At 46.3% G+C, this 13544-nt stretch carries 11 protein-coding genes; 9 read left to right on the top strand and 2 right to left on the bottom strand.

Annotated features, from left to right (window positions below; translation table 11 throughout):
* Positions 1 to 6: 6 nt before the first annotated feature.
* From RCO25_RS03570 to RCO25_RS03535, 8 genes are all read left to right on the top strand, one after another.
* Positions 7 to 441 carry an ATP-binding protein gene (locus tag RCO25_RS03570; RefSeq protein ID WP_308994767.1) on the top strand — a complete coding sequence of 145 codons (435 nt, stop codon included), beginning with the start codon at positions 7 to 9 and terminating at the stop codon, positions 439 to 441.
* Positions 442 to 446: 5 nt separating this feature from the next.
* Complete coding sequence (locus tag RCO25_RS03565; protein WP_308994766.1) at positions 447 to 845, top strand: response regulator; 399 nt, start codon at positions 447 to 449, stop codon at positions 843 to 845.
* 70 nt (positions 846 to 915) lie between these two features.
* Positions 916 to 1818 (top strand): LysR family transcriptional regulator, encoded by a 903-nt coding sequence (locus tag RCO25_RS03560; RefSeq protein WP_308994765.1) that lies wholly within the window; start codon positions 916 to 918, stop codon positions 1816 to 1818.
* A gap of 109 nt (positions 1819 to 1927) precedes the next feature.
* Positions 1928 to 4216, top strand: coding sequence for a 5-methyltetrahydropteroyltriglutamate--homocysteine S-methyltransferase (gene metE, locus RCO25_RS03555; protein WP_308994764.1), 2289 nt, complete (start codon positions 1928 to 1930; stop codon positions 4214 to 4216).
* A 342-nt stretch (positions 4217 to 4558) separates the two neighbouring features.
* The gene (locus RCO25_RS03550; protein ID WP_374992059.1) at positions 4559 to 6379 is read left to right on the top strand and encodes a rhamnogalacturonan lyase; all 1821 of its coding nucleotides are present in this window, start codon (positions 4559 to 4561) and stop codon (positions 6377 to 6379) included.
* Between the two features lie 165 nt (positions 6380 to 6544).
* Entirely contained in the window at positions 6545 to 7054 is a 510-nt protein-coding gene (locus tag RCO25_RS03545) for a GyrI-like domain-containing protein (RefSeq protein ID WP_308994763.1), read from the top strand.
* A gap of 17 nt (positions 7055 to 7071) precedes the next feature.
* The gene (locus RCO25_RS03540) at positions 7072 to 7425 is read left to right on the top strand and encodes a hypothetical protein (RefSeq protein WP_308994762.1); all 354 of its coding nucleotides are present in this window, start codon (positions 7072 to 7074) and stop codon (positions 7423 to 7425) included.
* A gap of 325 nt (positions 7426 to 7750) precedes the next feature.
* Positions 7751 to 8881: a WD40/YVTN/BNR-like repeat-containing protein gene (locus tag RCO25_RS03535; RefSeq protein ID WP_308994761.1), complete on the top strand. Its 1131-nt coding sequence runs from the start codon at positions 7751 to 7753 to the stop codon at positions 8879 to 8881.
* A gap of 84 nt (positions 8882 to 8965) precedes the next feature.
* On the opposite strand, the gene RCO25_RS03530 is transcribed toward RCO25_RS03535, so the two are convergent.
* Positions 8966 to 9832 (bottom strand): pentapeptide repeat-containing protein, encoded by an 867-nt coding sequence (locus RCO25_RS03530; RefSeq protein ID WP_308994760.1) that lies wholly within the window; start codon positions 9830 to 9832, stop codon positions 8966 to 8968.
* Between the two features lie 374 nt (positions 9833 to 10206).
* On the bottom strand, positions 10207 to 11367 hold the full coding sequence (locus RCO25_RS03525; protein WP_308994759.1) for a family 8 glycosyl hydrolase: 1161 nt from the start codon (positions 11365 to 11367) through the stop codon (positions 10207 to 10209).
* Positions 11368 to 11695: 328 nt separating this feature from the next.
* Between RCO25_RS03525 and RCO25_RS03520 the strand changes: the two genes are divergently transcribed.
* Positions 11696 to 13540, top strand: coding sequence for a methyl-accepting chemotaxis protein (locus tag RCO25_RS03520; protein WP_308994758.1), 1845 nt, complete (start codon positions 11696 to 11698; stop codon positions 13538 to 13540).
* Positions 13541 to 13544 lie beyond the last annotated feature (4 nt).

Raw genomic sequence — 13544 nt, 5'->3', positions numbered from 1 at the left:
GAATATGTGACGATTATTAACAAGAGCGGAGAAACCCTGCTTGCCCTCATCAACGATATTTTAGACTTATCGAAAATTGAATCCGGCAAGACAGTTTTGATGAATGAACCGTTTCAAATTAGAGAAATTATCGCAGAGACGCTTGATATCTTTTATCACAAAGCGCTTAAGAAGAACTTGAAACTGAACGTAACCGTTGACGCGGATGTTCCAAAAATTGTAAATGGTGATTCCAACCGTCTTAGACAGGTGCTTATCAACTTAGTTGGCAACGCGGTTAAATTCACTTTTCACGGAAGCGTTACCGTATCCGTGCAAAATATATCCGCTGACAAAGACCGGGTACGGTGCCAGTTCACAATAATTGATAGCGGCATTGGGATTCCTGCAGAAAAACATGAGCATTTGAAACCCGAAAAGATTCCGTGCGGCAGGAAATGACGAACTTGGACGATCAAATGGATACAGAGGCATTAAAAGTATTGATTGCGGAAGATAATGAAATCAATCAACTGGTATTAATAAAAATGCTGGACAAGCTCGGTTATTCAGCCAGTACCGCCGGAAACGGAAATGAAGTGATTCAAGCTTTGGCCTATGCGTCCTATGATATTATTTTTATGGACATAGAAATGCCTGAAATGAATGGATTGGAAGCAACGAAGGTGCTGAAAGAGACCTTGGCTCCCAATGTTTGTCCGTACATTATCGCAGTAACATCGAATGCCTTAATTGGCGATCGCGAAAAATACCTAACCGCGGGAATGGACGACTACCTCAGTAAACCGCTCACTCTCGGCGCCATTTCCGGCGTGCTGGAGAAGTTTCAAACGATTAGAAAGTAAATCTGTAACAAGAAGAATGGATGCTGCCGCGTCCATTTTCTATATTCAAGTTTAGAGAGGGCGTATATTAATGACTCTTCAGCAATTAAAATATGTGATAGAAGTTGCCAACAGAGGCTCCATTAACGAAGCGGCTAAGCGGTTGTTTATTTCACAGCCAAGCCTATCCAATGCAATCAAGGATTTAGAAGATGAGATGCAGCTTGCCATATTCGAGAGATCCAATAAAGGAATCTCACTTTCAAAGGAAGGCGTTGAATTCTTAAGCTATGCTAGGCAGGTTGTCGAGCAGGCGGAATTACTGGAGAGCAGGTACCTCAATGCCAAGCCGTCCCCGCAGCATTTTTCGGTTTCGACTCAGCATTATGCCTTTGCGGTGAATGCTTTTGTAAGTTTGATCCAGGAATTCGGTCAGGATGAATATGAGCTTTCATTGCGCGAGACCAAAACCTATGAAATCATTGAAGACGTCAAAAACATGCGCAGCGAGATCGGAATCTTATATCTGAATGAGTTTAATGGGAAAGTTATCAATAAGCTGCTCAAAACCGCAAATTTACAGTTTAACAGCTTGTTGACGGCAAAGCCGCATATTTTTATCAGTATTAAGAATCCGCTCGCCATACAATCCATCGTGACCATTGACCAGCTGCAAAATTATCCATACCTCTCCTTTGACCAAGGGGAGTATAACTCGTTTCACTTTTCGGAGGAAATTCTCAGCACGATGTCACATAAGAAAAGCATTCGGGTAAATGACCGCGCAACGCTATTCAATCTGTTAATTGGATTAAACGGATATACCATATCGACAGGTGTATTAAGCGCTGATTTGAATGGAAATGAAATCATACCAGTGCCTTTGGATTGCGAGGAAACGATAAATGTCGGATGGATTTCCCATAAAAACGCTTCACTTTCGAAGCTCGGGACGGCATATATCGAAGCGCTCAAAGAAACAATTCCCCTATAAAAGCTTGGATATAGCCAAAGGCTATGACTGGATATAGTTTAATCCAGTTACACTATACCTGCGAATCCGTGATATCTTTCTTGTAACAAGTTGCAGAGGAGCTTACAAGATGATAAAAAGCAGTGTGTTGGGATATCCGCGTATAGGTGCAGATAGAGAATGGAAGAAGGCGCTCGAAGCGTTTTGGTCAGGAAAGCTGGAAGAGTCGGAATTCCACCTTCAGCTTCAAGAGATTCGTCTAAACCATTTGCGCAAGCAAAAAGAGAAAGGAATTGACCTAATCGCGGTCAATGATTTCAGCTATTACGATCATATACTCGATACCGCAGCAATGTTCGGGATTATTCCGAAACGCTTTCCATATGCAGGCGGTGCCGTTCCCTTGTCACTTTATTACGGCATTGCCCGTGGAACGAAGGATGCTACAGCAAGTGAAATGACCAAATGGTTTAACACCAATTATCACTACATTGTGCCTGAGCTGGATGGTGCAGCCCCGGTACTTACCGAAAATAAACCATTGCTTGCTTATCGTGAAGCGAAGGAAAAGCTCGGTATCGAGGGCAAACCTGTAATTGTCGGACCGTTAACCTTTTTGAAGCTGTCCAAAGGCTATAACAAAGCAGAAACAGATGCATGGCTCGGACGATTGCTTCCGCTTTATATACAAATTCTTCAAGAGCTTGCTGCCGAAGGCGTGCAATGGGTACAAATTGACGAACCGATACTCGTTACGAAAGTAAGCGCGGAAGACTTGGCTAGACTAAAAACCATCTATGAGGCGTTTGCGGCAGCCGCACCAGGATTGAATATTATGCTGCAAACCTACTTTGAATCGGTAGAAAACTATAATGAGATTGTCTCGCTGCCAGTCAAAGGTATAGGCCTGGATTTTGTTCATGGCTTATCCAGCAATCTATCCTCCATTAAAACGCTGGGCTTCCCTGAAGACAAGGTATTGGGTGCAGGAGTTATCGATGGCCGCGGAATCTGGAAAGCTTCGCTTCGCGAAAAACTCGCACTTATCGCTGAGCTTTCAGAACTTGTAACCGATAACCAACTGATCGTGCAGTCTTCATGCAGCTTGCTGCATGTTCCGGTAACCGTGAAAAATGAGCAGAAGCTTGAAAAAGAACTGCAAGAAGCTCTCGCATTTGCGGATGAGAAGCTGGAAGAACTTGTTCTTCTCACGAAAGCCATAACGCAAGGCGCGACTGAGTTTGAGGGTGAGCTTGCCGAAAATGAACGTGCCGTTCAAGCATTGAAGCAATCGGGCGAGCGTAATCGAAGCGACATCCAGCAGGCTGTTGCCGCGATTAGCTCTAAGCATCCTGAGCGCAGCCTGCCTTTCTCTGAACGTCATGCAGCGCAGCAGCAGAAATGGCAGCTGCCAATTTTCCCAACGACAACCATCGGAAGCTTCCCGCAATCTGCTGAGGTTCGTAAAGCCCGCCAGCAATGGCGCAAGGGTGAATGGAACAATGAGCAATATGCTGGATATATCCGAGATCAAATCGATCTTTGGATTAAACTGCAAGAGGAAATCGGGCTTGACGTGCTTGTGCATGGCGAATTTGAGCGCACAGATATGGTTGAATTCTTTGGTGAGAAGCTTGCGGGCTTCGCGTTTACGCAATATGGCTGGGTACAGTCTTATGGATCCCGTTGTGTGAAACCGCCAATTATTTTTGGAGATGTGGCCTTTGAGGAAGCAATGACTGTTGAGGAAACGAAATATGCGCAGTCGAAAACAGATCGTCCCGTTAAAGGTATGCTGACAGGTCCGATTACCATTATGAATTGGTCGTTCGTCCGCGATGATATTTCCCGTGAGCAAATTGCATACCAGCTTGCTTATGCGCTTAGACAAGAAGTAGAGGCACTTGAGCAGGCAGGAATCGGCATGATTCAAGTCGATGAGCCTGCCGTTCGCGAGGGCTTGCCGCTTAAGGAAGAAGACCAAGCCAATTATCTCGCATGGGCTGTCAAAGCTTTCCGGATGACGACATGCACGGTTCAGGATACGACGCAAATCCATACGCATATGTGTTATTGCGAGTTCCATGACATGATTGATTCCATCGAGGATATGGATGCGGATGTTATCTCGATTGAAACCTCACGCAGTCACGGCGAGCTAATTCATAGCTTTGAGCTGAGCACGTACAAGCTTGGCATCGGTTTGGGCGTATATGATATCCATAGTCCCCGTATTCCCCGCGTAGAGGAAATGACGAGTATGATTGACCGCGCTTTACGCGTACTCGATCCAAAGCTGTTCTGGATAAACCCAGATTGCGGACTCAAAACTCGCGGTTACGAGGAAACGGTTGAATCATTGCGGAACATGGTCGAAGCAACGCAGATCGCTCGTGAGAAGCATATTCAGACAGTTTAATCCTTAACGAATAAAGCAGTCCCTGCCGAAGGGACTGCTTTGTTTTGTTTTGTACTATTTTCACTTTATATAAAAATTTGGATATTTTAGAAATCAACTAAAAAGTCTGATTTTCGAACAAGATATCTGATTTTTAATGTAGGCATTCGAATAAAGTGCGTCAATAATGAGGTTGACGGCATTGGACTAACCAGTCTCTGTGGACTCTATTTCATAGTTGGGAGGTGAATAAGGCGGCTGCGACCCTTTATGGTAAGCGCTTTCTTTTATGATCAAAAAATGATTGGAGGAATGAAAATGTGTATAAAACTGCATCATTTGCTGCGTTCCACGGCTATCGTTATGTTTGTGCTTACGTTGCTCATGCCAACCGTTATACCTGATCAGACGGTTCATGCCGCCGCGGCGCGACAAGCCGAGAAGCTTAACCGAGGCGTAGTCGCCGTGAAGGTAGCCAGCGGCGTATTTGTAAGCTGGAGACTGCTCGGCACGGAAGATTTATCCGTATCATTTAACTTATATCGTAATGGAACGAAGATAAACGCAGCTCCTATCACGAACAGCACTAACTATCAGGATACGGCTGGTACTTCCTCTTCGAGTTATTCGGTACGAGCCATCGTGAATGGCACGGAGCAGGCTGCTTCACCAGCGGCAAGCGTCTGGAGCAATTCTTATTTGGATGTTCCGGTCCAGCAGCCCGCTGGAGGGACGACGCCCGATGGGGTGAGCTATACTTATAACGCCAATGATTCCAGCGTTGGCGATTTGGACGGTGACGGGGATTATGAAATTGTTATGAAGTGGGACCCTTCGAATGCCAAAGATAACTCGCAAAGCGGATACACAGGCAATGTTTATTTGGATGCTTATGAGCTGAACGGTACCCGGCTATGGCGAATTGATCTCGGGCGCAATATCCGAGCCGGCGCTCATTATACGCAATTTTTGGTATATGATTTCGACGGAGACGGCAAAGCCGAGGTGGTTACCAAAACGGCTGACGGCACGATTGACGGAACAGGGGTTACGATAGGCAGCGGAAGTGCGGATTATCGTAATTCGAGCGGTTATATTTTGTCAGGTCCGGAGTTTTTGACCGTTTTCTCGGGACAAACGGGGAAAGCGCTCACCACGATTGATTATGTGCCACCAAGAGGCACCGTTTCCAGCTGGGGCGATAATTACGGCAACCGCGTGGATCGTTTTCTAGCTGGCGTAGCTTACATTGACGGCGTGCGGCCAAGCATCATTATGGCAAGAGGCTATTATACGCGTACCGTGGTGGTTGCTTTGGACTGGAGAAACGGAAGCTTAACGAGAAAATGGACCTTCGACAGCAACAGCTCTACGAATGGGGGAACAGCAGGCCAAGGAAATCATAGCTTGAGCGTGGCCGATGTGGATAGTGACGGTAAGGATGAAATCGTTTATGGCGCTCTAACGATTAATGACAATGGCTCAATGTTATATAATACCAATCTAGGTCATGGGGATGCCCTTCATGTTAGCGATTTAAACCCCAATCGATCCGGAATGGAAGTATTTAAGGTAATGGAAAGCACTAGCTCACCATATGGGGCCGCGGTATGGGATGCTGGAACGGGCTCGATCCTCTGGGGAGTTCAGACAGGTCAAGATACCGGCCGAGGCATGGCAGCGGATATTGACCCGAATTATCCGGGGGCTGAGGTATGGGCGAGCAACGGCGTTGGTTTATATTCAATTACTGGCGCCAAAATCAGCACCTCCACGCCATCGATCAATTTTGGCATATGGTGGGATGGTGATCTATCACGGGAGCTTCTTGACGGCATTAAGGTCGATAAGTGGAATCCGGCAGCGAATCAATCCAGTAATTTGTTGACAGGAGTAAGCGTGGCCTCCAATAACGGAACAAAAGCAACGCCATCCCTGCAGGCCGATTTGCTAGGTGATTGGCGGGAGGAAATAATTTGGCGTAAATCGGATAATTCTGCGCTGCGAATTTATACAACCACTTATGTCACCAGCTCCAAAATCCATACTCTGATGCATGATCCGGTATATCGTTTATCCATTGCATGGCAAAATGTGGCCTATAATCAGCCGCCTCATACGGGTTACTTTTTAGGAAACGGGATGTCATCCTCGCCCAAGCCTGAAATTTATACAACGCCTTGACGGGTGTGATTTGCGGAACAAGACCGATCCCTTTGTGGATTGGTCTTGTTTTATGGCCAATGGGCAGAAACCGAACATCCAACCAATACCATAATGTGGTAATATGGAAATGCATCATATGGAAGCCGAATCAATCATTTTAGATTAAGGAGAGATGGATCGATTATGATTATTGAAACCAAAATCATCGAGAAACCTGCCTTTCACGTTGTTGGCATCACCGAGACCATTCATTTTGATTCTTCATTGCCCGCCTCTGAAAACGCCATTGCCAAGCTTTGGGCACGATTCGGCAGCCGCATACCGGAAATACAAGGCCAGCTGGGCTGGCGCAGCTTTGGATTAATGCTGCAAAATCCAGACAATCCGCCGGGAGCTCCGTTCGACTATACCGCTTCCGTACAAATTAATCAGGTTGGTGACATTCCTGAAGGCATGATAAGCATTGAAGTACCAGCTGCGCGTTATGCTGTGCTTACTTTTCGAGGACCGCTTGACGGGATAAGCGATGCTTTCATGCATTTCTGGGGACATTGGCTGCCAAGCAGTCCCTACGAATATGACGGGGGCATACACACAGGCAAATACGAATTTGAATTTTATGACCAGCGTTATACGCAGCCAGGCGATCCGAATTCCGAGATTGACTTATATTTTCCAATACGGGCGAAATAGAATAGGAGACGGTTCGTATGCAAGAGTCCATTGTAGTTGATTTGGTAGAGGTTGCGCCTTTTAAAGCGTTGGCGGTTCGGACAAGCATGACACCGGACAAAAGCGGAACCAGATTCGCGTGGAGCATGCTTACAAAACATGTATCTCTCGATGATGCGCGTTTGGCAGCTGGCCCGAAAGCTTATGTATTTATCCCGCAGAAGCAATGGAATAAGGAAGTCGATACACTATGGGTTGGCCTGGAGGTTCGCGAGTTCGGTTCGGTGCCGGAAGTCGTCGAGAAGCTGGAGGTAAGCGGAGGATTGTGTGCGAGCGCCCGCGTGCTTGGGAACGAAGCGCATATGTGGCGTGTTTATGAAACCATGTTCTAGTGGCTGAAGCAGTCGCAGGACTATGAGCTTGATCATCGACAGGGCGTACTCGGCATGGAGACCGTACCCATGGAACCGCTAAACGCTTTGACGATCCCTTATCAAGCTATCGAGACCTTTAATTTCAATATGCTGTATCCAGTGAGAAGGAAGCTTGGAAGTTAATGAACAAACGACTACCATTCTGCTTAACTTTCCGAGATGACTCCTTTTTTTTCTGTTCCTCCCGTTAAGCAACCTTATACCCTTCGGGTTCGTTTGGATCCAAGAAGGGTATTTTGTTGTATACATGTCTAAACTACAACGGATAGGCAGGAGGAAAAAAATGAGATTATTGAAACTAAAATCAGGACTTGTAGCAGCGGCGCTTGCCATTGGAATCACTGGGGTGATTCCGCTTACGCATGCAGTGGGAGCAGCTAGTGCCAACGATTTATTTATAGGCACGCCCGCCGGAGATTCAACTTACCGCTTCAGCGATATTGAATTTCTAAACGCGACGACAGGTCGTGCTGCAGGTAACGGTTTTCTAATTGGCACCTCGGATGCAGGCTCGTCCTGGCAGTCGATCTACAAGGGTACGTGGCAGTTTACCCAGCTTGATTTTATATCCAATACGACCGGATGGGCGTTGGCGAAATCCTCTTCTGCGGGAACAAATGCTTTAATTCATACGACAGACGGCGGAAGCAGCTTTACAAAAATACCAATGGGTTCTCTCGCGCTGGAACGGATTAAGTTTACAGATACGAAAAACGGCTTCGGTTATACAAGGGCATTTGCTTACAAAACATCGACCGGCGGAAAAACATGGACGAAGATCTCAACGCCTGCTAACACCCGATACGCAGAATTTACTGACGTGAAGCATGGCTGGGCACTAATCATAGTGCCTGGGTTTGGCTACAAGCTTTCCAGAACAACGGATGGCGGCGTGAATTGGTCAACAAAACTAACCGTGAAATCAAGTGAGGTCAGCGGCGGTGAAATTTACACAAACGGCAGTCAGGTCTGGGCGAGATTTAACGGAGGCTTCGGGATGTCCCAGCAATCCTATTCGCTGTATGGTTCTTCTGATAACGGATTAAGCTGGCGCAAGGTGATAAGCCAATCCACAGCCGGAGGCGGAGCTGCGCCGGGAGGAGCAGTCGGTGTTGTTCAAGAAGGGCCCGCTTCGCCTGGCGGTCATTCCAGCAATTTGGAACTGGTTGATGGAGCAGCGATACTGGGTGGTTATTCTCCTGCGGGTGAAGTTATCGGGGTCGGCCGTTCATTGGGCGTTGGAAAGACTTGGGTAAATCTCAAAACGATTAAAGGATTTGAGTCCGTCATTTCGTTTATAAGTAAAAATCGAGGCTGGATGGCTGATACAAGCTTGTCTTCCCCTGCATTGTATGGAACAACGGATGGCGGCAAAACCTGGTCAAATAAACTCACTATTCCGAGTAACGACTAATAATATTGGTACGACTGTTAAGGCTGATCACTTTTATGTGATCAGCCTTTTTTCTTGAGCATTCTCATGATTATCTCAAAAAGATTAGGCAGACCAGTGTGATGGGCGGGTTAACGCATTAGGCAGCTTGGTACCGGAATCACCTTTAGCTGCATTGAGCTGCGATTGAGTAAGAAAGATGCTGCCGGTAAGGTCAGCGCCTCTGACGTCTGCATCACGGAAATCAGCTCCGATAAGGTCAGCTGCTCTTAGATCAGCGTTTCTTAGGTCTGCAGCTATAAGATAAGCGCCTCTCAGGTTTGCGCATCTAAGATCTGCTTTTCTGAGATTAGCCCCCATGAGATCTGCTCCTCGGCCATAGGTTTTCTGACGCTTTGCCGGCACTTTTAGCTGAAGCTGGGTATCGGCTCGCACGAGCTCGCTAGTCCTCAGGAGAAGAGCATTGATTTCGGCTCGTTTTGCTGAAATATCTATCTCGATGATAGAGCCGGGACTAAGTAGAGTTAGATTTTCTACCTCTTCAAGCGCTGCGTGAAGATCTTCTTGAATGGGCCTTGCAGGTTGCAATGTCACTGCTTCTGTCAAATAATAGAGCAGCTCGTGGAGCTGCCGCATAATCTGGAACACTTCAAGCATCAATTCAGCTGATTCTGGAGTATTGCGCCAGTCGCGTCCATTAAAGGTGACATTGGAAACTTTTTGGCCCGCTCCGAAGCAATCGTATACCGTGCAGCCTCGAAAGCCTTGTTTTCTGAGGCGATTGTGAATGCCGCAGCGGAAGTCGGCTTGCAGGTTTTGGCAAGGTTGTCCGGCATCTTTGTCCATCGCGAAGTCTACTGAAGCAGAGAATGGGAGAGCCACACAGCACAGGCCAAAACATTTCTCGCAATCTCCTAGCAGACTCAAAGCTTTTTCGGATAATTTATCAGAATTATTGTCTATCTCAGGCAACTCATATCCTCCTAAATCACTGCCTATATAGCAAGGCATACGGTGATCATATTATTGTTAAAATACAAGCGTAAACGGCTGTCGCCGTCCTCAGTGGCAAAAGCTATCGTTTCGCGGAGATATATAAGCACATTTATAAGTGAAAACTTATAAATTCTTATATATTGAAAAATGAGATATTCTCCATCCATATATTATTACTGATCATTTTCCCCGTCAATTCATGTTGGTGATCTAAATCAGCAGCGAATGAAATTCCAATATATTAACTGTAAAGCAAAAAAGGCACTCAGCGAAATGCTAAGTACCTTTTCTTGGAAAGAAGATTGCTGAATAGCTTGTGTCATAGGAAGAACGGAGGCAGCTAACCCTTATTACGAATGGTTTTCTGCAGGCATCCACATCCTGAAATTGCCGCTCAATGCGAGCATAGCGAACAAATAAAGACAATTGTCATAGTAGCGGCGAACACCCGTGCGAAGTGGGGTATTCCATAGCAAATCAACGCTTTCTTTTGCATTCGGACCTGCGGGAGCCGCGAGGGAGGCCATCGCATTTGTTGCCAATAAACCAACGGGATGCAGCGATTTTTCATCAAACGGTTCGCCCGCAATCGTATAGCGTCTGTAATCAGACGGGTCAATGCCCGCGAAAAAAGCTTGAATCCGGTTAGCCTCTTCGTGCTGCCATTCATCGACGCCGAACCATTCAGAATCCAGTCCAATATTGGCGGCTACACGATAAGAATCGCTGAAAAAATGGCCATAGCCTCGCTCATCGTTTGGAGTTCCGTCATAATAGGCATATTCAGGCGCCAGTCCCGTAACGGGATGGCATGACAGCTTCAAATAATTCCTGCTCGCATCCGCCGCTTTCTTCCAAAAGATGCGGTCAACCGGATTTGCCCATAGTGCAAACAACTCGTAAAAGTGGGGCAAATGGTAGGAAGGGTCGGAATAATCACAATTGGGTATGAATTTAATCAATTGATTGGAAGGCTCCCACATTGGACTGCCATCGTTATTTTCACCCTTATGCACGCAGCTGTGAAGCAGGCTTCGTGCCTGATTTCCGTAATCGAATGGCGCCAAGCCATCGCCCCAGCGATGCGAAGCGAAGAAAAGAGCAAGCGCGAAATATTCTTCACCGTCCGGAGCCGGACCGTTTGATCGCCTAGACCCGTCGGTATTGCAGGACCAAGCAAAATAGCCGGCATTTTCACCTTCATTCATGTACATGTAGGTCATCGTCCATTTCCAAATCCGATCAAAAAAATCCTTACGATCCATCTGGACGGCCATCATCATCCCATACGACATTCCTTCTGTGCGGACATCGATATTTCCGGTATCCAGCAAATAGCCCATATCGTCTCCGGATTCGAAATAGATCCGCGTACTCTCATCACCGTAAAACAGCTGCTCCCACGTCTGTTCGACACGCGCATGGATATCCTCATTCTTATAGCCGTATTCCATAAATAGATTCCTATAATTCCCTGTATAATAAGCGCCTGTTCCCTGTTTAAGCAACATCGTATAATCCCTCCCATGATAGTAATCCGGTTAAGCTTTCTTTTAATTTTTGCCTATCAATGAACGTAACCGCTTGCATTGTGGTTCATCAAAAACTTTACCTTTTATTAGATTGGGTGCCTACCCTATAAAGTTTACAGATTACTTTAAATAGTATAGGACTTCACAAACATCGTTTGCTCGGCATAAGGTTCCGCTTAAATTTTAAAACCAGATCAAAATGAAATAGACGATCAAAAAAAATCAAAAGATATATGCTGTTTTTTAACGTAATTTAGAAGGATATGGATATGATTTCACTGACAATAATAAAGGCGGTATCTTCCCAATGACAAATTCAGAAAAGAAACAAGCAAGAAAGTTTGCGTATTCAATAGGTTCAAAGCTAGCGAAAGCAGATGGCGACGTTAATGCAGAAGTGCAAACGGGCAGTCAAGCCGTCTCGAACGCCTCAATGACATTTTCTGGAACGGTGAAGGATTCTAAGCTGGCTAATCCGTTTAAATCCGTTGGAATGAAGCTTTTCGCAATTATTTTTTGCAGTATTATCGCGTGTGTCATGACTGTTGGCTTAATAGCATATGCAAAAGCGAAAGAGATCGTCGAAAGAAAGGTATCGGAAGCGAGCTTTCAAACGGTTAATCAAGTTGCTAATAATCTGGATATTATATTTAGGACTTATGAGGACTTATCCATGCAAATCATGATTGATGAGGATTTTCATGAACAGGTCAGGAAAGTGCTGGCTAGCGATTCTGATTATAATAAATCCGTAGCTGCAGGCAAGCTCAAAGATCGATTGCGTAACTACGTGACGGGTAATGTCTCCATTAGCGGTGTGATATTAATTCCATTGAATTCCAAGCTATCTGCTGTAAATGTCGGGACTGCTCAAGCTAACCGGTCGGAGATTTTGAAAGAAACGCAATGGTTTAAAGAGGTCATTGAAAGGAATGGGAAAACACTCTGGATTCCGCCACAACCTGATGGATTGGCTGTTATGCCGGCACCGCCGTCGATCGGTATGAGTCGTCTAATTAAAGACAAATTGACGAATCAACCCTCTTACGTACTCTTAATGGAAATTCACCTCGCATCGATTAACAAGCGTTTCGAGGATGTGGTGCTTGGTCAGGGCAGCGAAATGGCGATTCTAGACTCGAAAGGCAATTACATTGCTGCATCCGAACCGGAGCTGATCGGCAAGCCCGCCAAAGTAAGCCTGCCAACGGAAGGAGATTCCGCCCTGAACGGCTCGGAAAAGGCGGCATCAACGAACGGTTCGGATGTGCTTGCTGCCTATACCACATTCGATACGATGAACTGGAGACTGCTCGGCACGGTTCCGGTTAAAGAGCTTGTAAGGGATGCAAAGGCGATCCAAACGCTGACCTGGATTACCGTACTTATTGCTGCTCTAATCGCCGTAGCGATCGGCGCTTTAGTAATCAAGACGATTGCGCAGCCGCTTGTAAAGCTTCGAAACCTTATGAACGAAGGTGCTGGCGGCAATCTGACCGTCCGCTCCAGCCTCAAGAAACGCCATGATGAAATCGGAGAGCTGTCGGAGAGCTTCAACCGGATGATGACCCAAATTCAAATATTGGCCAAACAGACTACGCGTTCCGCAGAAGACGTACTGCTGACGGCAGCGGACCTGACGGAAGCCTCCCGCAAAACGGCTCTATCAGCTAAGGAGATAGCGGTCGCGACAGAAGAAATTGCGGGCGGCGTGTCCAGTCTGGCAGTTGAAGCAGAGCGCGGTACCGATTTAACAAGCCACATAAATATGCAAATGAAAAAGGTTATTGAATCCAATCAAGTGATGGTGCGATCAGCAAACGAGGTTGAAAAGGCTAGTGGGCAGGGCACTTCATATATGGGTATTCTCATACAAAAGACGGGAATAACCGAGAAAATGACCCGCTCCATGGTCGAGAAAGTAGATGCGCTCAAGGAAAGCACCGGATCGATTGTGAAAATACTGGAAGTACTCAATAATCTGACAAAGCAAACGAATATTTTATCCCTGAACGCCACGATCGAAGCAGCGCGCGCGGGAGCAGCAGGCAAAGGGTTTATGGTGGTTGCGGACGAAATCCGCAAGCTTGCCGACCAGTCGCGTCAATCTATTGATATCGTTGGACAGATTATCGAAAAGATCAGAGGCTAGATCG

Source organism: Paenibacillus sp. LHD-38 (assembly GCF_031157315.1).
Classification (GTDB): Bacteria; Bacillota; Bacilli; order Paenibacillales; family Paenibacillaceae; genus Pristimantibacillus.
This window is presented reverse-complemented; position numbering and strand designations above follow the sequence as displayed.

Bases quoted from the DNA above. Each gene is read 5' to 3' on its own strand.
- RCO25_RS03560 (WP_308994765.1), top strand. From the start codon at position 916: ATGACTCTTCAGCAATTAAAATATGTGATAGAAGTTGCCAACAGAGGC.
- metE (WP_308994764.1), top strand. From the start codon at position 1,928: ATGATAAAAAGCAGTGTGTTGGGATATCCGCGTATAGGTGCAGATAGA.
- RCO25_RS03550 (WP_374992059.1), top strand. From the start codon at position 4,559: ATGTTTGTGCTTACGTTGCTCATGCCAACCGTTATACCTGATCAGACG.
- RCO25_RS03545 (WP_308994763.1), top strand. From the start codon at position 6,545: ATGATTATTGAAACCAAAATCATCGAGAAACCTGCCTTTCACGTTGTT.
- RCO25_RS03540 (WP_308994762.1), top strand. From the start codon at position 7,072: ATGCAAGAGTCCATTGTAGTTGATTTGGTAGAGGTTGCGCCTTTTAAA.
- RCO25_RS03535 (WP_308994761.1), top strand. From the start codon at position 7,751: ATGAGATTATTGAAACTAAAATCAGGACTTGTAGCAGCGGCGCTTGCC.
- RCO25_RS03525 (WP_308994759.1), bottom strand. From the start codon at position 11,367: ATGTTGCTTAAACAGGGAACAGGCGCTTATTATACAGGGAATTATAGG.
- RCO25_RS03520 (WP_308994758.1), top strand. From the start codon at position 11,696: ATGACAAATTCAGAAAAGAAACAAGCAAGAAAGTTTGCGTATTCAATA.